Here is a 20,852-nt window from a genome sequence, read left to right as displayed (position 1 = left end):
ATTTGAACCTTTAGACTCAAGAATGTATCTAATAATTTGTAATAATAAGGCCCTTATGATAGACCCTTGCGTGAATACTGTTGCATTACGATTATTGAAGGATAGAAACATTAAAGACGTAATCATATTACTCACACACGAACACTATGATCATATATCCGGGGTTAACTGGATGAGGGAGAATTTCAACTGCAGGCTAATTGCTATAGATCAATGTGCACAAAATTTGCCGGACCCAAAACGTAATGCTTCAGCCTATTTCGATACACTCTTATTTTTCCACTCACCCGAGACTAGGGCATCAGGGGGAGATATTGAGCCATATAGTTGTAAAGCGGATGAGACTTTCACTGATTATAAGTGTTTTAACTGGGAAAACCACAAAATTGAGATCATGCATTCGCCGGGTCACTCTGAAGGAAGTGTATGTATTTTAATAAATGATAGGTTTGTATTTACTGGCGATAGCCTAATCAAAGGAAAACCAACGATTACAAGGTTACCTGGAGGAAGCAAAAGTAAATATTTGGGGATTACATTGCCGTTTTTAAAATCTTTACCTAACGATTCTATAATATATCCAGGGCATGGGCCAGCGGGCTATATTCATGAATTCTCAATCTAGTAATTATAAATATAGAAATACAACTTTCCAAAGGGATGAATGGAAATGAATAACATTGCAGTAATGTATCACTATGTTCGAGAACAGGAATGCTGGAAGGGTATTGTTCCTATGCGGCCTGTTGAATTTGCCCAACAAATTGATGAGTTGAGTAGAACCCATGAGATTATATCGTTAGACCAAATTCATGAAGTAAGAACAAAACCGTGGTGCATCCTTACTTTTGATGATGGAACAAAGGACCAATACACTCATGCATTTGATATATTAAAACAAAAAGGGCTGCCCGCTTATTTTACAATCATGTCAGGTCCGCTTCTTTCGGGCAATATTCCTATAATGCATCTTGTCCACACAGTATTATCGTTCAAATCGGATGAGGAAATTTGGGAGTTGCTGAAACGCAATTATGATACTGACGGGATAGAAGAACAAAGTTCAGTTTATGCATACGAGCAAAAAAAGCTTCGCAGGTATAATAAATACATGCTTAATTTTCGGCTATCTACTACTGAGGCCAGACATTTTCTTGAGAGTCTTTTCCTCTCGTTATTCCCGGATAAATCCAAGTTTATAACAGACTTTTATTTAACCAGAGACGAAATACGTAAGATGAGCCACGAAGGCATGACCATTGGAGTCCATTGTCATAAGCATTCTCCTTATACTGGTGATCCTCAGCTTTTTTATGATACAGAAATTGAACCCTGTAAAATACTATTGAATGAACTCATCGGAAATAATCCTAAATGGTATACACCTGCCTTTGGCGGAGGTAATCATTTTGAATTAATGAAAGAAGAATTAACCCCAACACTTCTTAACAATGGCTTTAAAGGAGCTTTTTCTACAATCCCAGGGAATATCAAGAGTGAACCAGGATTTTGGATGGATAGAATAGATTGTAACAAACTCCCACCCTTAGGGAATATGAATATCCTATAAACTAAAGTTCAGAGAAAGGGCCATCCGTTCAAGCTGGTCCTTAAACTTACCATTATAGCGCGTGGAACTCTATCAGAAGTTAAGGGAGTGCGCCTTCACCATGAAGTATCTTCAGCACGAATATATGATCTCCAATGCAAACCACTGTATGCTGCACGCAGTTGCGAAACAAGCTGGGGAGCTGGCAGATTATTGAACAGATATTGATGGGGGGCGAACCGCAGGTTCCGAAAAACTCAATTCTATACTGGGGTATTATCCAAATGGGAAGTTGCTCCCTTACTATAAGGCGGTATGGCCGAAATATAAAATTGGTCTGAAATTTAGAGGAAAACTTATTGGTTGTTTAGGAAACTACATTTTCTAGATGATTACTTTAACAAAAATAAATCGTAATGAAAGTGTACATGAGCCATCAGTGTGATCATGTTGCCATCCTGATTTAACTCAATTTACCCATAACCATCATAAAATGTAACATATAAGGTAAGGTTTAGAGTATTATTCTTCGGATGATCGGCACCTGCGAGCTCACCTTTGATTTAATTATGGCGTGGCAGAGCCTGAACATTCCGAAATCGGATTTACAAGGAGCCCGAAAAAATGTAAAACGCTACTGACGTTCCGTTGTCGGTAGCGTTTTTGTATATGAGGAGTATTATTTTACTTTTTCTATTTAATCTTGTGAATTAGTGATTGATTGGCAACGTATAGTAATTAAATGCTTGATCCAACAAGGCACTGGCTTCTTGACGCTTCAAAAGCTGTTTGGAGCGGAAGTCTATGGAGCCATCTAAATTGATCTTGGTATTCGGGTCCATGATACCTTGGGAAACAAGAGCTGTGACTGCTTTAACTGCCCAAGCATCCGTTTCGCCACTCAATTTAACCTTAATTCCAGGCTCAACCTGTTTCAGGTTCTGGATCATTACCGCCGCCATTTGTCTAGTGATAGGAGAATTAGGCTGATAATTACGTAGTCCGGCCATCATCTGCTTTTTATTCGGTTCAATCATGAAAGGTTGTTTATACCACCCATGGGCGCGCAGCAGCACTTCTGAGAATTCTCCCTGAGTCATCGTTCCTTTTGGATCGAAGAGGTTGGCTGACTTTCCACTCATGACTTTCAAAGCATTAAGGTCGTTTATATATGAAATATATTTACTATCCGCAGGTACATCAGAAAATGGTGAATCAATGTTTATTTTTTGCGCATAAGCAACGAGGTCTGGGAGTTGCATGTAATACAAATATGCAATATGGCCTGCTTGATTTTTATTAAACGTTAATTTATTACCTGATTCATCTTCAAATAATAAAGGGTGGATCATTTTTAGTATATGTTTGCCTGATGTTCCTGTCTCCATTATTAATTTCCCGTCCGAATACGAAACCTTCGTCCTTAAGGCAGCAAAACGCGTATTTTGGTATAATCCCACGTAGCCTTGGGCCTGCTGCTCACTTATTGTCACGTAGGTTGACTTTGGAACTTCTGATTTTCTCGGATAATAATGATTCATAAATGCTTCATACACTTCAAGACTCATCATGGAGTCGTTGTTGTAGGACATGTACAGTGCTGTATTCTTCTCAGGCAGAATAACAATCAAGGAAGAATGGCCTGTAACATTTCCACCTTTTAGAATCACATGCTGATTATTCATCTTCTCTTTGAAGTAGCCTTCGAATCCAATTGTTGTAACCGGGAACTCCTTGTCAGGGAATAATTGGTATGTGTGCATTTGCTCTATACTCTTTGGACTCACCAATTCTTTACCTTTGTACTTGCCTTTGTTCAGATGCATAATGAGATACTTCGCCATGTCATCTGCTGTTGAAACGATACCGCCTTCAGGTTTTTCCGTTGGTTTAAACCCGTCCAAGGCTATCAGTTCGCCTGTTGGTCCATAGTGAGCCGCCATTCTGCTTAACAATTGGGGGGTAAACCGCACACTCGTCGAATTCATGCCTAACGGTTTGAAAATATTATTTTCCATATATTTGGAATACGACATGCCCGTTACGTTTGCTACAGCATATCCCGCTAGCATGAAACCAAAATTGTCATAAGTGTACGCTTCTCCTGGAGGTCTGACAACAGTTGGCATATTTGATGCAATGAACTTTTTCATTGGAAAATATTTGTCCGCGTATTCTGGACGCATTTCCATGGAAATATCGGGCTCGTCAAATCCACTTGAATATGTAAGCAGATCAAACATCGTCAGTTTTTTTCCTGTTTTATTCGGAACCTTTATTCCTCCTAAATACTCTTGGATATCGTGTTTTAAATCCATTTTCCCCTTATCGACCAACTGCATAGCTGCCAATGCAGTGAATGACTTTGTAACAGAGCCGATTTGAAAAACGGTATTTTTATCAACCGGAATTTTTTTCTCCTTGTCGGCGTAACCGTAACCTTTGCTTAGCATCACTTTCCCACCTGCGACGACCACAAAATTAGAACCAACGGTATTAAACTTCTTCATCTTGTCCGCAAAAACACCATCTGCAAAAGCTTCTAGTTCCTTGGCATCTCGCGGCCTCTCCAAGCTAGCCCTTTCAGATGCAACTGGTACGTTAACGGGTGCGGCAACTGACGCGCCGTTTGGTACCATACATGCGGTAGTTATCGTAGTAGACAATAGTAGAACCGCGAGAATGGTGTAAATCATTTTTTCCATGAATGATTTCTCCTTGAAATGTATTTTGCCTTATAGCGTCCGGCAAAACCGAGTATGGCAAAGGACTTGTCATACCAACAAGTTACATTTCGTCACCCACCACACCAAATCACTCCAAAGTGTCATATGACAATTAGGCACTAGGTTTAAAGGGGCTATGAACCCCTTCAATTCAGTTTCTTCTTTACCGTCTCTCCCTCAATTAACACGGGCTGATAATAGGTTTGGTTGTTCAGATCCTTCTTCCCTTGCAGTTTCTTAATAACCCAATCGGCGGCATCGCGGCCCATTTGCTCCTGTGGATGTGTCAATGTCGTGAGTTTGATGTTCGCATTTTTGGATATATAGGAATTGTCTTGGCCAATAATAGACAAATCTTCGGGAACCGATATATCAAGCTGCCTGCATACATGTACAACTTCTAATCCGACCTCGTCGTTATAGCAGACAATTGCCGTTAACTCGTCTCTTTGTTCGGTCAGGAATTTCTTCAAGTTGGTGGACAGGTCCTGCTTTGTCTCTGTATAGAATGACAGCACTTGTTCTGGGTGAAAACGTAATTTGGCTTCTCCGAGTGCTTTGATATAGCCTTTCATCCGATACTTTCCTTGTAAATCGTCCATTTTGGCAATAATGCCAATCTGTGTGTGTCCATTAGCGATCAATTCTTTGGTTGCCAGATAGCTGGATTGTACGTCATCGAGGCAGAAGTAAGGAACTTCCAACTCTTCGTAATAAGCATTAATCATAATGAATGGAACATCCTGTTCCTTAAATGTCAGGTAGTAAGCGATATTGGGATTATATAGATTGCTTTTTGTAGGCTCGATGATCAAACCATCGACACCAAAGGACAGCATCATCTCCAAGGCTTTCTTTTCCTGTGCGACATCATTATTGGTACTCGCTAATAGTAATGAATAATTATCTTCATTTAATCTGGCTTCAATCCCGCGAATAATCGAGGGGAAGATGTAATCAGAGATGTAGGTCGTGATGACTCCAATGGTTTTATTACTGGAATTCCCACCGGTTTTTGATCGAAATTGGTTGCTGACATAGGTGCCAGATCCTTTTTCACTCCTTAAAAAACCCTCGTTCGATAGTTCCAAAATAGCCTTTCGAACCGTCTGGCGACTAACTTTATACTTATCCTGCAAAGCGAATTCCGTTGGAATTTGTTCTCCTACGCTGTATGCCCCTGAGAGAATGTTGCTTTTTATATCCTCAAGGATGACCTGATACTTTGGTTTCACTTTAATCCTTCTTTCCAAGTTGTTCTAATACTAATTAACGAATCCACAATATTTGTATGTACATATTTTAGCATAAATATGAGCTTATTATAATCTATTGTCCTGTATGTATAAATACTAAAAAGAAAATAGAAGAATACCTGGTTTTCTGAAGTATTTGTAAGTATAACTATGGTTTTTTGTTGACAAATGTACGCACAAAAAATATACTAAGGCTGTAAATAAAAGAAAGCGCCTTCTTTCATTATTGCGGTTATAACAGTTGTTCAGAGAGAGGAGTAACGTGAGCATGGATCAAGACATTAAACAAGCGATTACTAAGGGAGAAACCTCACTTGGTATCGAATTTGGATCCACACGTATCAAGGCAGTGCTGATTGATCATCGTTTTGAAACAATCGCATCTGGAAGCTATGAGTGGGAAAACCTCTTGGTAGATGGCTATTGGACGTACAACTTAGAGAGTATTATTACGGGTCTGCAAGAGGCTTATCGTGAAATGAAGCAAGAGGTTGAGCGAAAATATGGAGTCACCCTTCATACGGTTGGTTCTATAGGGTTCTCTGCAATGATGCACGGCTATATGGCTTTTGACAGCAAAGGTGAGTTGCTTGTTCCGTTCCGGACTTGGCGGAATGCGACAACCGGTGCTGCGGCAAAGGCTTTAACTGATAAATTCCAATTCAACATTCCTGAGCGATGGAGTATTGCTCACCTGTATCAAGCAATATTGAACGAAGAACAACATGTTCCTCATATTGATTTTATGACGACGTTGGCTGGATATATTCACTGGCTGCTGACTGGCGATAAGGCGATTGGTATTGGAGATGCTTCGGGTATCTTCCCAATTGACGAGACTACGCATGATTATAACGAGTCGATGGTTAAGCAGTTTGACGAACTCATTGCAGCCAAAGGCTACGATTGGAAGCTACAAGACATTATTCCTAAAGTCTATCTCTCAGGTGAGCAGGCAGGTGTATTAACCGCAGCGGGAGCCAAAATCTTAGATAAATCAGGGGATTTACAACCTGGCATTCCACTTTGCCCTCCAGAAGGTGATGCGGGAACAGGGATGGTCGCTACGAATAGTGTGAGAAAACGTACTGGCAACGTCTCTGTGGGTACCTCGGTTTTTGCCATGATTGTATTAGAGAAGGATCTTTCGGCGGTATATCCGGAAATTGATCTGGTGACTACACCGAACGGCAATCCGGTCGGAATGGTTCATGCCAATAACTGCTCAAGTGATCTCAATGCTTGGCTGGGCTTGTTCCGTGAATTCTATGAGGCCATGGGGCAAAAGGCAGACCCGAACCAATTATTCAGTGTGTTGCTGAACAAGGCTTTGGAGGCAGATCCAGATGGCGGCGGCTTACTTAGCTACGGCTATTTGTCAGGAGAGAATATCACCGGCATAGAGAAAGGTCGGCCATTGTTTGTTCGCTCCCCTGAAAGCCGTTTCAATTTGGCCAATTTTATGCGCACTCATCTGTTCACAGCATTTGCTGCTTTGAAAATAGGGATGGATATTTTGACGAAGAAGGAAAATGTCGCAATTGACAGCATTCTGGCTCACGGTGGTTTATTTAAAACTCCTATCGTCGGACAAAAAATTGTTGCGGCAGCCATGGATGTTCCGGTATCTGTGATGGCAACAGCCGGAGAAGGCGGAGCGTGGGGGATGGCTATTTTGGCTTCTTACATGATGAACAAGGATCAACAAGAAAGTCTGGAAGACTTCCTCGATCAAAAAGTATTCAGAGATGTTGAGGGACAAGAAATTCATCCTGACGGTTCCGATGTTAAGGGATTCGAAACATTCTTAGAACGCTACACACAAGGCCTGGCGATTGAGCAGACTGCTGTAGATAATCTAGTGGAAAACTGGAGGAATTGACGTGTTAGAGCAGCTGAAAGAAGAAGTATTTCAAGCCAATCTGGATTTGCCTAAACATGGACTCGTGAAATACACCTGGGGTAACGTCAGCGCGGTTGATCGTGAACGCAGCTTATTCGTTATTAAACCGAGTGGTGTTAGCTATGACACGATGAAACCTAGCGATATGGTAGTTGTTGATTTTGACGGCAATGTTGTTGAAGGAGAGATGAGACCTTCCTCGGATACACCGACTCATGCCGTACTATACAAGCACTACGCAGAGATCGGCGGTATCGTGCACACGCATTCGACCTGGGCGACCGTCTGGGCTCAAGCAGGCCTGGATGTTCCTGTAATGGGGACGACTCATGCAGACACCTTCTATGGCTCTGTTCCCTGCGCTCGTTTCCTGACACAAGAGGAGATTGATCGTGGTTACGAAGCCGAAACGGGCCGTGTCATCATCGAAACTTTTGAGCAGCGCGGACTGGATATTTTAGCAGTGCCGGGTGTCCTGCTTAAGGGTCATGCTCCCTTCACCTGGGGCAAGGATGCGAAATCCGCAGTTATGAATAGCGTTGTGTTGGAAGAAGTTTCAAAAATGAATTTATTCGCACGGGAATTAAATCATTTTGCCGAAGAATTGCCGCAGCGTATTCTAGATAAACACTATTTACGCAAACATGGGAAAGACGCTTACTACGGCCAAAAATAAGACCAACGAAACTAACAAACGAAGAAAAGAGGATGAATGTTATGTCAACAGTAGGTACAAAACAGTTCTGGTTTGTCGTAGGTTCACAACATCTGTATGGAGAAGAAGCATTAGCAGAAGTCAAAGCACACGCACAAGAAATGACCGATGCCCTAAATAAGAGCGGCGTTCTGCCTTATCCGCTCGTATTGCAGGATCTGGCAGTTAGTGCAGACAAAATTACCAGCCTTATGAAAGAAGTCAACTATCGCGACGAGGTTGCCGGTGTCATCACGTGGATGCATACCTTCTCACCTGCAAAAATGTGGATTCGTGGTACTAAATTGCTGCAAAAGCCGCTGCTTCATCTGGCTACACAGTATAATGAAAGCATTCCTTGGGCTACGATTGATATGGACTTCATGAACCTCAATCAGGCAGCTCATGGTGACCGTGAATATGGATTTATCAATGCTCGCCTGAAGAAACAGAATAAAGTGGTTGTAGGTTACTGGGAACGTGCAGAAGTGCAAAAGCAAATCGCAGAGTGGATGGATGTAGCGGTTGCTTATAACGAAAGCTTCAATATCAAAGTTGCCCGTTTTGGCGACAACATGCGTAACGTTGGTGTTACGGAAGGCGATAAGGTTGAAGCCCAAATCCAATTTGGATGGACTGTTGACTACTTCGGAATTGGCGACCTTGTTCAGTATGTCAATGCTGTGAAGGAAGAAGAAATTGATGCTTTGTTCGCGGAATACGCCGAACTCTATGAATTTGATTATGGTACTTACAGCAAGGAAGCTTGGGAATCGAGCGTAAAAGTGCAAGCAAGCTATGAAATTGCCCTTAAGCGGTTCTTGGATAACGGCGGATACACTGCCTTCACTACGAACTTTGAAGATCTTTATGGTATGAAACAGCTTCCTGGTCTTGCCGTTCAACGTTTGATGGCACAAGGATACGGCTTCGCGGGTGAAGGAGACTGGAAGACTGCAGCGCTGGATCGTCTGCTTAAAGTCATGAGCCATAACCAATCCACTGGCTTTATGGAAGACTACACCTATGAATTAGCAGCGGGCCAGGAGTCGATCCTTCAATCCCATATGCTTGAAGTTGACCCGACGTTGGCAAGCAACAAGCCTAAAATCATTGTTTCTCCGTTAGGTATCGGCGATCGTGAAGATCCAGCCCGTCTGGTGTTTGACGGTAAGGCAGGGGACGGCGTAGTTGTTTCTATGGCTGACTTTGGCACTCATTATAAACTGCTGATCAATGAGGTTACTGCATTTGAACCGACAGTTCCTGCTCCTAAACTTCCAGTGGCCCGTGTACTATGGAACGTGAAGCCCAACTTTCAAGACGGAGTTAAAGCATGGGTTGAGAACGGTGGCGGTCACCATACCGTAGTTTCCTTGAATCTAACCACAGACCAAATTGTTAGTTATGCAAAACTGGTTAACCTGGAATACGTAATTATTAAATAATTATAGTTTATCTATAAAAGCATTGGGTCAGTCCTCAAGACCCAATGCTTTTTATTGTTTATCAGAGGATTTTAATTTATAAGGATGTGATACTATGGCGAATTTACCGTCTACGAAAACGAAATTGGTTATCGTTGAAGGAATACCTGGCTCTGGCAAATCCACATTATCTAGATACATACATGACATGTTAAACACACATCAAATAGAATCGGAATTATTTTTAGAAGGGAACTTACAACACCCTGCTAATTATGAATCGGTTGCATGTGTGCCGAACGAAGAACTTGATAGACTCCGGACTAGCTATTCCGATGTGTTTCATTACATTGACCCGTTTGTATCTTTGAACGGGAACGACTCATTAATCGCATATGCACTTGCGCAGCAATCAGCTCAAAATGCCATTCCCTTTAGTCTGTATGAGAAAATCCGGCGTTATGAAATTTACGATGGAATACCTGTACAAAAATACTGCGAGTTGATGGTTCAGCGTTGGAGTTCTTTTGCTAAAGATCAGCGAGAAAAGGAAAAGCTAATCATACTCGAATGCTGTTTTTTACAGAATCCGGGGTGCGCATTACTCGCTCGACACGATGCAGGAAATGACCGATTTGTTCAGCATGTATTACAGATAGCGGAGCAAATTCGGGACCTAAATCCAATTTTGTTTTATTTGAAGCAACCTAACATCCGTGAGACGATTGAGCGAGTCAAAACGATGAGGTCTCAAGAATGGCTGGATTTTGTGATTTGGTACCATACGGAGCAGGATTACGGAAAGAATAAGGGGCTGCACGGGTACGAAGGATATATTCAGTTCCTTGAGCATCGGCGAGAGCTGGAATTGCATATTATTGAGCAACTTCCTTTTCAATCTTTTATAATGGATAACTCCGATTATGATTGGGAGAATCAACAACGGACTGTTTCGAGCATCATGATGAAGTATCTATAATCCTGGGAAATGATCGTTTAATTTTAGAGGGCCATCCTGTAAGGGATGGCTCTAAACTGAAGTGCAAGAGGTGCAGCATTGGATTGAAGAAGCTCAGCTAGGCGATCAAAATGCATGGGAGCAGATCGTGCAGCATTTCAGTGGGATGGCTTTTTCGGTAGCATATACGAGGCTAGGGGACTGGAGTCTGGTAGAGGATACGGTTCAGGAGGCGTTCGCTGAGACTTTTTCCAACCTCCATAAATTACAGGAAGCAGAGGCGTTCCCTGGATGGTTCAAGACCATTGTTGAACGTCAATGTCATCGTCTTCTGCGCCGCAAGAAGCCCATGATGATGCCGTTGGACGAAACTATAGTCATGGATGTAGAGAAGTTTGATGTGGAGCTTATCGCTGAAAGAAGGGAATGGCACCAAAAGCCCAGTCACATCCTGATACCCATATTAAGTCGCTCCTTAATATTTAAAGGCATCTCCATATATATTCATCGCTTTATGTCTTGCTAGTCCTTGGGAGGAAGTCCTCCTTTCATATCCCTTCTTTTACTTGATTTCTACGCTTGTACGGTTGACATACAGGACCTAGATGAATCATATGTTTATTCTTGAAATCCTACATAACCATTTCAATTTATTCATATATATAAACTGTTGATTTAATTATTGGAAAGCGGTATTTCCACGAGAGTAACAAAATCAGCTATGTTTCTTATAAAAAACGGAGTTCAATTCTTATTTCCGCAAAGAAAAATCTCACTTTTTAGCAGAAATGATTTATAATTATCAGATAAAAGTAGATATAATTTTTAAATGATTATATTTAAGTTATAATGAAGATAGAAAAGGTATGTTCCTGAGTGGAGCCTTGCTTCTTGAATCAGTTAAGCAGGAGGGCCTGCTCTTTTTTGCAAATATAAGAGATAAGGAAGGTTTTTATGAATAGTATTCAGAAAAATACAGACGTTATCTTAATTGGTGCCGGGGTCATGAGCGCGACTCTGGGATCATTGCTGAAAGAGTTAGCACCGGAATGGGAAATTAAAGTGTTTGAGAAACTGGCAAGTGCAGGAGAAGAAAGCTCTAACGAATGGAATAATGCAGGCACGGGTCATGCTGCACTATGCGAGCTGAACTATACATCCGAAAAAGCGGACGGATCTGTAGATATTCGTAAAGCGGTTAATATCAACGAACAGTTTCAGCTCTCAAGACAGTTTTGGTCTTTTCTTGTCAACAGTAATTTGATTCGTAATCCACAGGACTTTATCAGGCCAATACCTCATATGAGTTTGGTAATGGGTGAAAAAAACGTATCTTTTTTAAAAAAGCGCTTTAAAGCGCTTTCAAGTGTTTCTCTTTTTCAAGGCATGGAATTTTCCGATGACCCTGAAAAGCTGAAGGAATGGATTCCGCTAATTATGGAAGGCCGTACATTGAACGAACCGATCGCGGCCACTAAAATCGACTCTGGAACAGATGTTAACTTTGGTGCTTTAACACGCATGTTGTTTGACCATTTAAAAAGCAAAAATGTAGAGATTAGATACAAGCATAGTGTAAAGGATATTAGACGTGCGAGCGATGGCTCGTGGAAAGTCAAAGTGCATAATCTGGATAACGGTAAAATTGAATATCATCATGCCAAGTTTGTCTTTATTGGTGGTGGGGGTGGAAGTCTGCCTTTACTGCAAAAAACAGGCATTCCTGAGTCCAAATATATCGGGGGCTTCCCGGTAAGTGGGCTATTTATGGTATGTAACAATCCTAAATTGGTTGCCCAGCATCATGCGAAAGTATATGGTAAAGCTAAGGTTGGTGCTCCTCCCATGTCTGTCCCGCATCTGGATACAAGATATATCGGTAACCAAAAAGCACTGCTGTTTGGGCCTTTTGCCGGCTTTTCGCCAAAGTTCTTGAAAACGGGTTCAAACCTGGATCTGATTGGTTCTGTAAAACCTAATAACCTGATCACGATGTTGGCGGCAGGGGCCAAAGAAATGGCATTGACCAAATACCTGATCCAGCAAGTGATGTTATCGAATGAAAAACGTCTGGAAGAATTACGCGAGTTTATTCCAAACGCCAAAATCGAGGACTGGGAGATCGTGGTGGCGGGCCAACGTGTGCAAGTGATCAAAGATACGGAGGGCGGTAAAGGAACCCTTCAATTTGGTACGGAAGTGGTGAGTTCGGCTGACGGCTCGGTAGCTGCATTGCTCGGTGCTTCTCCGGGTGCTTCCACTGCTGTGCACGTTATGCTGGAAGTATTAGAAAAATGCTTCCCACAGCATATGGACGAGTGGGAACCGAAAATAAAAGAGATGATCCCTTCTTATGGGATGTCACTTGCTGAAAATCCAGAGCTTTACCAAGAAATTTATAATACCACTACAGAGGTGCTGGGTCTGGGCGAAAAAGAACCGCTGCACCATTAATTTTACATGGCTAGTAACTCGATCATCCAAATTATTATAATAAATTGCACAGTAATCTTACGATACGTATTCAAGTCGCATAAGTAACAATCTGAAGCGGTGGGGATCTCCCCACCGCTAATATGCTTGCCTTCGAATGCAAATCCTATGATAATGCTTCGGTGTTTATTAGTGTGTGCGATGGTGATTACAGTAACTATGGACAGGCAATAAAGAGAAAAAATAATTCTTTACCGATCGTTCCCAATATGTTAGGATAAAGCCAGACAGAGAAGAAAAACATATGTGGTGACCAATATAGAACGATCGTTTCCAAAAGGGCGATCCATTTAATCCAGACAAATTCTAAATGGTCAGGGGGTAGATAGAATGGCCAGGAGCAAAGAATTTGAAGAAAACGTAGTTCTGGAAAAGGCCATGAAGCTGTTCTGGGAGCAGGGGTATGAAAAAACCTCGATGAATGATCTTGTCGAACATATGGGGATCCATCGAAGAAGTATCTATGATACCTTTACCGACAAGCACACCTTGTTCCTCAAAGTGATGGACCGATTTGGAGAGCGCATTAACGGTAGGTGGGCGGCAGGCATTAAGCAATCCCGGACGGCTAAGCAGGCACTTCAGTTTATTTTTGACTCCATCATTAACGGTGAAGAGGACGTACCGCCCGGCTGCATGTTCGTGAATTCGGCTGTTGAATTAGCGATTCGGGATGAGGACATTGACGAGGTAGCGACGAAGGCCTTTGCAAAATCGGAGAAAATGCTTGCAGAAATCGTAACGTGGGGACAGCAAAACGGCGAATTTACACAGCAGTACGAAGTGAAGGAGTTGGCTGAGTATTTGCAAAATGCCTTAGCGGGGCTCAGGGTTATGGTGCGGACTTCCGTTCCGAAAGAAAAGCTGCAACGGATAGCTGAGTTAAATCTACGCATTTTAGAGACATAGACGATAACCGAAAACAAATTTTTTTCATATTTTTAGAACGATCGTTCTCATAAACTATTGAAATAACAAAGGAGAGTTAGTATGAAAACATTAATCATCGTTGCCCACCCGGATTTGCAAAGTTCCCGAGTTAATCGAGCCTGGACGGAAACCATGAGGCAGCAGCCTGAAACGACCGTACATGTGTTGTATGAAGCCTATCCTGATCATCAGATTAATATTACCCATGAACAGGCTCTGCTGGACAGCCATGATCGAATCATTTTCCAGTACCCGCTCTATTGGTATAGTACGCCGCCTTTGTTGAAGCAGTGGTTCGATGAAGTGTTGGCATTCGGCTGGGCGTTTGGTCCCGACGGAGAGCATTTGAAAGGGAAGGAAATCGGCATCGCCATCTCGACGGCAGGAACTGCTGCCTCGTATCAGCCCGGCGGCTACAACCTGTTCACGATTCGGGATATCGCGAAGCCGATGGAGGCACTGGCCAACTATGTGAGTGCCCACTATCTGCCGCCTTTTGCTATCCATAATGCAAACCATGTGACGGATGAGCAGATTACCGCGAGCCAGGCTGCATATGTTCAGCATCTGGCGACCGTGCGTCATGTCCAAACATCTGATTTGATCACTATCAATAAATAAAAATCGAGGAGGAAATGAATCATGACAAATAAAATCGCATTAATTACCGGGGCAAGCAAAGGAATCGGACTGGAGGTTGCTAGACAACTGGGGCAGCAAGGTATAACGGTATTGGTCGCTGCACGCACGAAAACAGCAGCAGATGAAGCAGCTGCCGGGTTGTTGCAAGAAGGCATTCAGGCTGTCGGCGTGAAGCTCGAGGTAACGAATTCTGCACATATCGCAGAATTGGCCCAATTCATCGAAGATACTTACGGACGGCTGGACATATTGGTCAACAATGCAGGCATTTTGGCAGAAAAAGCGGGTTATGACGGGGATGCTTTCAGAGATACTTTTGAGGTGAACACGTTCGCCCCCTATTTGATTACAGAAGCACTGTTGCCGTTACTGTTAAAGAGCAAAGCAGGCAGAATCGTCAACCAAAGCAGCGCTATAGGCTCGATTCAGTTTCAGTTGACCAATGAACGGGTGCAGCGGCTTGCTACCCCGGCTTATGCGGCATCTAAAGCAGCTTTAAATATGCTGACAGCCTACTGGGCGCAAAAAAACAGCGGGACGCATCTGAAGGTCAATTCCGTACACCCCGGCTTAGTCAAAACGCAGATGGGCGGGGAAAAGGCGGAGCTGTCGATTGAGGATGGAGCAAAAACGGCGGTCCGGCTGGCGACCCTGCCAGAAGATGGCCCAACAGGCGGATTCTACTATATGGATGATCAGCTTCCGTGGTAATGACCATTCATTCGACTTGAAGTGATGGTACAGAACCCCACTAAAAATTGCTGTTACGGTCAGTGCAGTGAAAATTATAAAGTAATGAGTTATAGGGGCCGGTTTGCTCAATTGCGAATCAGGCTGGGTTGGTCATGCAGAATGATTTGCTCTAAAATTGTATCCAGTGAGCGGTTTAAGGAGCTGCAAACAATACTCTATTCTTTAAGGAGGCAATTTTGGAAACTTTCATTTACATGATGAGACATGGCGAATCGCCGAAGACGGAAGGAAATGAAAGAACAAGAGGTTTAACGGATAGAGGTAAATTGGATGCTTATCGAATAACTGAATTATTGAAAGGAGAGGGGATCGAGGTTTTCGTTTCGAGTCCATATCAGCGAGCAATCCTGACCATTCAAGAGTTAGCTCGACGTTCAGGACAAGAAGTTTTGGTATTCGAGGATCTTAAAGAAAGGATCTTTTTGAATGAAGACCACCGAATGCCCGATGCGGAATTATTTCCTTTGTTAGATAAGTCTTTTTCTGATCCAAACTTTGCCTTAGATGGGGGAGAGTCTAATACGGCTTGTCAGAACCGAAGTATAGCAGTTCTAAAAGAATTGTTAAAAACCTATCAAGGACGAAAAGTTGCATTAGGCACTCATGGAGCTGTTATGACTTTGATGATGGGATATTATGACAAGCAATATGACTTGAATTTTCTACTACACACATCCAAACCAGATGTATACAGAATGAAGTTCAACGGTCAAGAATTAGTTGAGGTAAAAAGATTGTGGTATACCCAGTGATGCTACGGGACAAATAGGTACGAAAACGATTGTTCAAAGAGAGACCGTCCTTAGTACAGGATAGTCTCTCTTCAAAACCTTTCTATGACATCTATTACGATGAAGCATTAAGCAGATCTTCAGCTATTCTAACTAAATCTTCCCTAGTCAGTGGGCTGTTCTGGTTATCGGATATGTTGTAGTGTACATGTCTTTTTTCATCGAGCCAGCCTATCCGATTTTTTCCTACTTCCAAGGGCTTGCTTGCTTCACTTGCCCTGATGTAATAGGCCTTGGTTCCTTTGATCGTCAGTTCCTCAGCCGAATCCTGTTCATTTTGCATGATGGTTGTCTTCGTGACTTCTGGGGTGTATTTGCTGACGGTAATGTTTACATAGTCGTTGCCTCTCGCATAGCGGGCAAAAGAGAAGTCTGACTTGTCCCAGCTCAGCTTTTGAATAAACAGATTTTCACCCTCCGGTGCAGCTTTGGCCTGTTGCATCAGTTTATCCGTTAAAGCCTGATATTCCTTTTTATCCATCATCCCAGGGTATGCAGCGACTGGATAGACGTATCCAAAATCAAACTTGTAGCCATCTGGTAGATGGGTGGGGTTGCTGAGTAATGGAGCCTCAGTCCGCTTGATTTCAGCTTGTAAGCTGTTGAAGCTTGAAAGCTCAGCTGGTTTGTACGCAAACAGGACCGGATTAGACAGGTTGTTTTGATTCATAGAATCGTCCTTGATGTAATAGGCGGCATACTCCCCTGGTTGCAAACGGTCCCTCACCTTTTCGTTCCACCGTGCGTAGGTGGAGGTATACGTTTTGGAGGCGTCTGTTTCGGTAGGTGTTTTGGCGGTGTTTAATACAACGTCGCCCTTACTGTTGCGAAATTCGAGATATTGGGAAGCCGCGTATCCAGTCACAGAGGCCCCTACTACAAAAAGAAAAATCATGATGGGGACGGTGATGCGAGGCTGAAAATGATTTCTCCTAACATTTCCTGTTTTGGACGCCGCCTTTTGGTAGACCTGTTCCATTACTTTGTCAGAGACGTCAAAAGCCTGGATTTTTAAGGCGTTTTCTGGCTCGGTTAGCTTTTCCATCTTTTTGAATTCCCTGTCCTGCAGATCGGTGTATTTCAGGCCTTGTTTTTGAATTCTGTCGTGTAATTCACGCATTTGTGGTCCTCCTTTAGGGGTTCCATAATTGTTTTGAGCTTTGTTTTAGTCCTGCCATATTTTTTCTTGATAGCTTCCTCGCTTTTGTTCATGATGTCTGCGATTTCCCCAAACGTTTTTTCTTCAAAAACACGCAGCACTAGCAGGTTACGCTCCTCCGCGTTCAGTTGGTCTAACGCTCGACTCAGCGGTTCACTAAAAAGCCGACGTTCCATAACCTGCGCAGCACTGTCTGAAGTCATGTTAGTTGAGGTGAACAGGGTAAGTTTAAATTTGCGCTGTAGATTCTTCCTGTGAATCAGGTTCAGGCAGTGATGATAGGCCATTTTGTATAGCCAGGAGGAAAAGCCCACTGTCAGCTTGTACCTGCTGATTTTCTCAAAGGCATTGACGAAAATATCCTGTACAGCCTCTTCCGCCTCTTGCTCATTTCCTAATAGCCTCCAGCAGTACACAAAAATCTGTCGCTGATACTCCTTTACAATGTAGGCGTAATCCTGGATCTCGCCGGCTTGAACTCGTTTGATTCTGTATTCGATTTCCTCATTCAAAGATGTAGGCACCCCCTCTGATCAAAAAGAAAACTATATCTGTATAACAAATGAAGATGACCGAAAGGGACACCTTGTCTAAAATTTTTTTAAAAATATTCTATCAAGTCTCTAAGAGAATACGCTAAAGCAGAACAATTATCACCCACCTTGTTAGTCTAAAGGTATATTGTGGGAATAAATAGAATGATAAAATACAATGAAGTTGATGATGATACAACACAGATAATGCCAACAGAGGATTAATAAAAAAACCGGTGGTTTCACAGTAGAGAAAATTCTTGTCTGAGGAAGAACAGATGCAGTAATAGTGCTTAGTGAAACCAGGGTTACTCATCGAGAGATAGAAGTTATCGGGGGTTATTTCAGTCAGAGTAAGGCCATCTCGTAATTAAAAGTGAGAGGATACAATTTCTTATGAGTGAGAGTACTAGGAAATATAATTTTGATAATCTGATGCTTCATCTTAAGGATCGAATGAAGCTGCTGCCTAACTTGGAATCGAAATACATGGGATTAACGTTGCCGTTTCCTCAAGAAAAAGTGCTACTAAATATGATTATTGAAAGTATTAAAAGATTAATAGAACATGATGAGGACGTTTGTATTGCTGTTCATTTTAATCAGTCTGATGATGGAGCTATTCAATATAAGAGAATCATTAATTTTATGAATAGGCAACACATTAAACTGGATATCAAAGACACCTGTATACTCTATAGAGAATGTACTGCTGATTTGAATATAAATTTAAAAGGCAATCATTCCAGAATAACAAGTTTAAATGACTTATTTGCAGGAGTTGAAATTCATATTGATCATTTAGAGGCTGGAATGGGATATCAATATGAAAATAAACAAGTGAAAGAAGATATTATTCATTATTGCTGTCATAAAGACGATGAGGAAGGTAAGGAACTTGGATACCAATTATTTGTAAAATCGTTGGATTACTTCTCCAAGAAATTATTAGCTGAAGGATTTGTATTAGGGTATCCTGCTGTAGATTCAAAAATTAAAATAATGAGGGCCTCTTGTTCAATGTGTTTTTATCGAGATTATTATTACATCAGTGGAACACATATATCGCTCAAAATCGCTATGCAGGAAGTAGATTGGCAAATATGCGAACCATTGATGCAGGTCCATATGACCTGTAACAAGCTATATTTTGAAGGGAACTCCTTTTTTAGAGGGGTAGAAAATCTATGTATCCTCCAGGAGGAAGGTTTTTATAAATTATCATTTAGATCTAGACTTTCCACAATCATTGATATTCTAGAAGAAATGTATAACCATGAAGAAGATGTTTCGGACTTCCATATGAAATTGGACAGCTATGTGCCAGTTGAAGATGTTACTCAGTTAAAAGAGAAATTCAAAATGATTAATAATATCGATAAATGGAAAGATGAATTAGAGGAGCAAGAAATGAACTCGGCCATCCCGCCTGTATAGCCTACGAAAACCATCGGCCGTACTGAACGGGATTGCCTCACTCTTTTTTATACAGCGTACCTTCTACTTATGCCCTTTTCGTACCTTTAACAGCTTGCCCTTTACGGTTGTATTCTTCATAATCTCAAGCACCAGTGGGCCCTTGCCATTCAGAATCTCAACATCTGTCACATTATCCAGAATCGTAATGATCCCGATATCATCTGCTGTTACCCCGTCAAGCTTAGCGATGGTACCCACAAAGTCGACAGCTCTAAGTTTCTTTTTCTTACCGCCGTTAAAATTGAGCTTCATAATCTGTTGGTTTAATTGCTCGCGTTTGTCGTTTTTGAGTACAGTTTTCACATGTAGTTTCCGCTCAAAGTCTTTTCTGCGTAGATCAACAGCCTCTTCTGAGGGAGCCTTTACTTGCGGAATTGCAAATCCGATATATGCTTCGATATCAGCTAATCGTTTACTATCTTTAGGAGTGATTAGAGTAATGGCTTTCCCTGTTTTGCCAGCACGTCCTGTGCGTCCTGTACGATGAACATAGCTCTCCTTTTCAAGGGGAATATCGTAGTTGATGACATGGGTGATATTCGTGATATCAATACCTCTAGCAGCTACATCAGTTGCGATCAAGTAACGGAATTGTCCCCTTCTGAATGCGTTCATTACCTCAAATCGCTCATCCTGCTCCATGCCGCCATGAATGCGATCACATGGATATTCGAGGTCAGCCAATGCTCTGAATAGTGTATCTACATGCTCCTGCGTACGGCAGAAAATGATGCAGCTGTCAGGGTTCTCAACAACGAGCAGATCCTGTAGCAGAGCCAGCTTGTCCGCCTCCCGCACCTGAATAAGAGAGTGATCAATCGTGGCTGTGGTTACACCTGTCGCCTTAATCTCAATTTCCACAGGATCGTTTATATATTTACGTGACAGTTTGGCTACATCTTCGGGAAAAGTAGCGGAAAACAACATCGTAACCCGGTCACTAGGCAGCGCCTGAATAATCGACTGAACCTGCTCGATAAAGCCCATATTCAGCATCTCGTCAGCTTCATCAATCACGAGATAGGCAATTCGATTTAAGGAGAGTGTGCCTCGTTCAATATGATCTAGTACACGTCCGGGCGTACCTACAGCCACATGTGTCCTTTGTTTTAGCTCGGCCTTTTGTATATGAAAGGGATGTTTCCCATAAAGAGGCGTTGCTTTTATCCGCTTAAAGCGTCCAATATTCGTGATGTCCTCAGTAACCTGTAATGCGAGTTCACGGGTTGGTGTGAGGATTAAAGCTTGGGGTTTATTCTCATTCCAATCTACTAGCTCACAAAGTGGAATACCATATGCTGCTGTTTTGCCGCTGCCTGTTTGCGATTTAGCCACAAGATCCTTCTTCTCAAGGGCAACGGGAATAACCTCCGTTTGAATTTCTGTTGGCTTCTCATAGCCCAAGCTATTCAGAGCCCTCACAATTTCTTCACTTAATGGGTAATCTGCAAAATGCTTCTGACTCATTCTCAACCTCTTCTGCGCTGTATTTAAGTGCCATTACATATATCATGTCATCGTGTATCGAACTTATACTCACCCAGTATACTCTATATCCA

General features: G+C 42.2%; 18 protein-coding genes. 13 read left to right on the top strand and 5 right to left on the bottom strand.

Annotation, left to right across the window (positions count from 1 at the left end; genetic code table 11):
• Positions 1-22: 22 nt before the first annotated feature.
• Complete coding sequence (locus tag ACQQ6X_RS15390; protein ID WP_305166142.1) at positions 23-625, top strand: MBL fold metallo-hydrolase; 603 nt, start codon at positions 23-25, stop codon at positions 623-625.
• Between the two features lie 45 nt (positions 626-670).
• Positions 671-1,570: a polysaccharide deacetylase family protein gene (locus ACQQ6X_RS15385; protein WP_305166048.1), complete on the top strand. Its 900-nt coding sequence runs from the start codon at positions 671-673 to the stop codon at positions 1,568-1,570.
• A gap of 689 nt (positions 1,571-2,259) precedes the next feature.
• Here ACQQ6X_RS15385 and ACQQ6X_RS15380 read toward each other — a convergent pair.
• Both ACQQ6X_RS15380 and ACQQ6X_RS15375 read right to left on the bottom strand, forming a co-directional pair.
• The gene (locus ACQQ6X_RS15380; protein WP_305166047.1) at positions 2,260-4,254 is read right to left on the bottom strand and encodes a serine hydrolase; all 1,995 of its coding nucleotides are present in this window, start codon (positions 4,252-4,254) and stop codon (positions 2,260-2,262) included.
• A gap of 167 nt (positions 4,255-4,421) precedes the next feature.
• The gene (locus ACQQ6X_RS15375) at positions 4,422-5,510 is read right to left on the bottom strand and encodes a GntR family transcriptional regulator (protein WP_305166046.1); all 1,089 of its coding nucleotides are present in this window, start codon (positions 5,508-5,510) and stop codon (positions 4,422-4,424) included.
• Between the two features lie 289 nt (positions 5,511-5,799).
• On the opposite strand from ACQQ6X_RS15375, the gene ACQQ6X_RS15370 reads away from it, so the two are divergent.
• From ACQQ6X_RS15370 to ACQQ6X_RS15325, 10 genes are all read left to right on the top strand, one after another.
• A complete protein-coding gene (locus tag ACQQ6X_RS15370; protein ID WP_305166045.1) occupies positions 5,800-7,413 on the top strand; it encodes a xylulokinase in 1,614 nt (537 codons plus the stop codon).
• Position 7,414: 1 nt separating this feature from the next.
• Positions 7,415-8,110, top strand: coding sequence for an L-ribulose-5-phosphate 4-epimerase (locus tag ACQQ6X_RS15365; RefSeq protein WP_016822497.1), 696 nt, complete (start codon positions 7,415-7,417; stop codon positions 8,108-8,110).
• Between the two features lie 41 nt (positions 8,111-8,151).
• Positions 8,152-9,576: an L-arabinose isomerase gene (gene araA / locus ACQQ6X_RS15360; RefSeq protein WP_305166044.1), complete on the top strand. Its 1,425-nt coding sequence runs from the start codon at positions 8,152-8,154 to the stop codon at positions 9,574-9,576.
• A gap of 94 nt (positions 9,577-9,670) precedes the next feature.
• Positions 9,671-10,534, top strand: a complete 864-nt coding sequence (locus ACQQ6X_RS15355; protein ID WP_305166043.1) for a hypothetical protein — start codon at positions 9,671-9,673, stop codon at positions 10,532-10,534.
• A 61-nt stretch (positions 10,535-10,595) separates the two neighbouring features.
• Positions 10,596-11,039: an RNA polymerase sigma factor gene (locus tag ACQQ6X_RS15350; RefSeq protein ID WP_305166042.1), complete on the top strand. Its 444-nt coding sequence runs from the start codon at positions 10,596-10,598 to the stop codon at positions 11,037-11,039.
• 428 nt (positions 11,040-11,467) lie between these two features.
• On the top strand, positions 11,468-12,967 hold the full coding sequence (locus ACQQ6X_RS15345) for a malate:quinone oxidoreductase (RefSeq protein ID WP_305166041.1): 1,500 nt from the start codon (positions 11,468-11,470) through the stop codon (positions 12,965-12,967).
• Between the two features lie 369 nt (positions 12,968-13,336).
• Entirely contained in the window at positions 13,337-13,915 is a 579-nt protein-coding gene (locus ACQQ6X_RS15340; protein ID WP_305166040.1) for a TetR/AcrR family transcriptional regulator, read from the top strand.
• Between the two features lie 81 nt (positions 13,916-13,996).
• Complete coding sequence (locus ACQQ6X_RS15335; RefSeq protein ID WP_264217070.1) at positions 13,997-14,557, top strand: NAD(P)H-dependent oxidoreductase; 561 nt, start codon at positions 13,997-13,999, stop codon at positions 14,555-14,557.
• Between the two features lie 21 nt (positions 14,558-14,578).
• A complete protein-coding gene (locus ACQQ6X_RS15330) occupies positions 14,579-15,289 on the top strand; it encodes an SDR family oxidoreductase (protein WP_305166039.1) in 711 nt (236 codons plus the stop codon).
• Between the two features lie 218 nt (positions 15,290-15,507).
• Positions 15,508-16,083: a histidine phosphatase family protein gene (locus ACQQ6X_RS15325; protein ID WP_305166038.1), complete on the top strand. Its 576-nt coding sequence runs from the start codon at positions 15,508-15,510 to the stop codon at positions 16,081-16,083.
• Positions 16,084-16,177: 94 nt separating this feature from the next.
• Here the strand turns inward: ACQQ6X_RS15325 and ACQQ6X_RS15320 are convergent, their stop codons facing one another.
• Entirely contained in the window at positions 16,178-17,242 is a 1,065-nt protein-coding gene (locus ACQQ6X_RS15320) for a DUF4367 domain-containing protein (protein WP_305166037.1), read from the bottom strand.
• Positions 17,203-17,793, bottom strand: coding sequence for an RNA polymerase sigma factor (locus tag ACQQ6X_RS15315; protein WP_305166036.1), 591 nt, complete (start codon positions 17,791-17,793; stop codon positions 17,203-17,205). Before ACQQ6X_RS15315 ends, ACQQ6X_RS15320 begins: the two co-directional genes overlap by 40 nt.
• Positions 17,794-18,303: 510 nt before the next feature.
• Here ACQQ6X_RS15315 and ACQQ6X_RS15310 point away from each other — a divergent pair.
• A complete protein-coding gene (locus ACQQ6X_RS15310; RefSeq protein WP_430493465.1) occupies positions 18,304-19,251 on the top strand; it encodes an elongation factor G in 948 nt (315 codons plus the stop codon).
• Between the two features lie 63 nt (positions 19,252-19,314).
• Here the strand turns inward: ACQQ6X_RS15310 and ACQQ6X_RS15305 are convergent, their stop codons facing one another.
• Entirely contained in the window at positions 19,315-20,760 is a 1,446-nt protein-coding gene (locus ACQQ6X_RS15305; protein WP_305166034.1) for a DEAD/DEAH box helicase, read from the bottom strand.
• Between the last annotated feature and the right edge of the window lie 92 nt (positions 20,761-20,852).

The organism is Paenibacillus ottowii, assembly GCF_050516475.1.
GTDB lineage: Bacteria > Bacillota > Bacilli > Paenibacillales > Paenibacillaceae > Paenibacillus > Paenibacillus ottowii.
This window is presented reverse-complemented; position numbering and strand designations above follow the sequence as displayed.

Coding starts and splice junctions, on each gene's coding strand:
- ACQQ6X_RS15390 (WP_305166142.1), top strand. CDS start 23: ATGTATCTAATAATTTGTAATAATAAGGCCCTTATGATAGACCCTTGC.
- ACQQ6X_RS15385 (WP_305166048.1), top strand. CDS start 671: ATGAATAACATTGCAGTAATGTATCACTATGTTCGAGAACAGGAATGC.
- ACQQ6X_RS15380 (WP_305166047.1), bottom strand. CDS start 4,254: ATGGAAAAAATGATTTACACCATTCTCGCGGTTCTACTATTGTCTACT.
- ACQQ6X_RS15370 (WP_305166045.1), top strand. CDS start 5,800: ATGGATCAAGACATTAAACAAGCGATTACTAAGGGAGAAACCTCACTT.
- araA (WP_305166044.1), top strand. CDS start 8,152: ATGTCAACAGTAGGTACAAAACAGTTCTGGTTTGTCGTAGGTTCACAA.
- ACQQ6X_RS15355 (WP_305166043.1), top strand. CDS start 9,671: ATGGCGAATTTACCGTCTACGAAAACGAAATTGGTTATCGTTGAAGGA.
- ACQQ6X_RS15345 (WP_305166041.1), top strand. CDS start 11,468: ATGAATAGTATTCAGAAAAATACAGACGTTATCTTAATTGGTGCCGGG.
- ACQQ6X_RS15340 (WP_305166040.1), top strand. CDS start 13,337: ATGGCCAGGAGCAAAGAATTTGAAGAAAACGTAGTTCTGGAAAAGGCC.
- ACQQ6X_RS15335 (WP_264217070.1), top strand. CDS start 13,997: ATGAAAACATTAATCATCGTTGCCCACCCGGATTTGCAAAGTTCCCGA.
- ACQQ6X_RS15330 (WP_305166039.1), top strand. CDS start 14,579: ATGACAAATAAAATCGCATTAATTACCGGGGCAAGCAAAGGAATCGGA.
- ACQQ6X_RS15320 (WP_305166037.1), bottom strand. CDS start 17,242: ATGCGTGAATTACACGACAGAATTCAAAAACAAGGCCTGAAATACACC.
- ACQQ6X_RS15310 (WP_430493465.1), top strand. CDS start 18,304: ATGGGATTAACGTTGCCGTTTCCTCAAGAAAAAGTGCTACTAAATATG.
- ACQQ6X_RS15305 (WP_305166034.1), bottom strand. CDS start 20,760: ATGAGTCAGAAGCATTTTGCAGATTACCCATTAAGTGAAGAAATTGTG.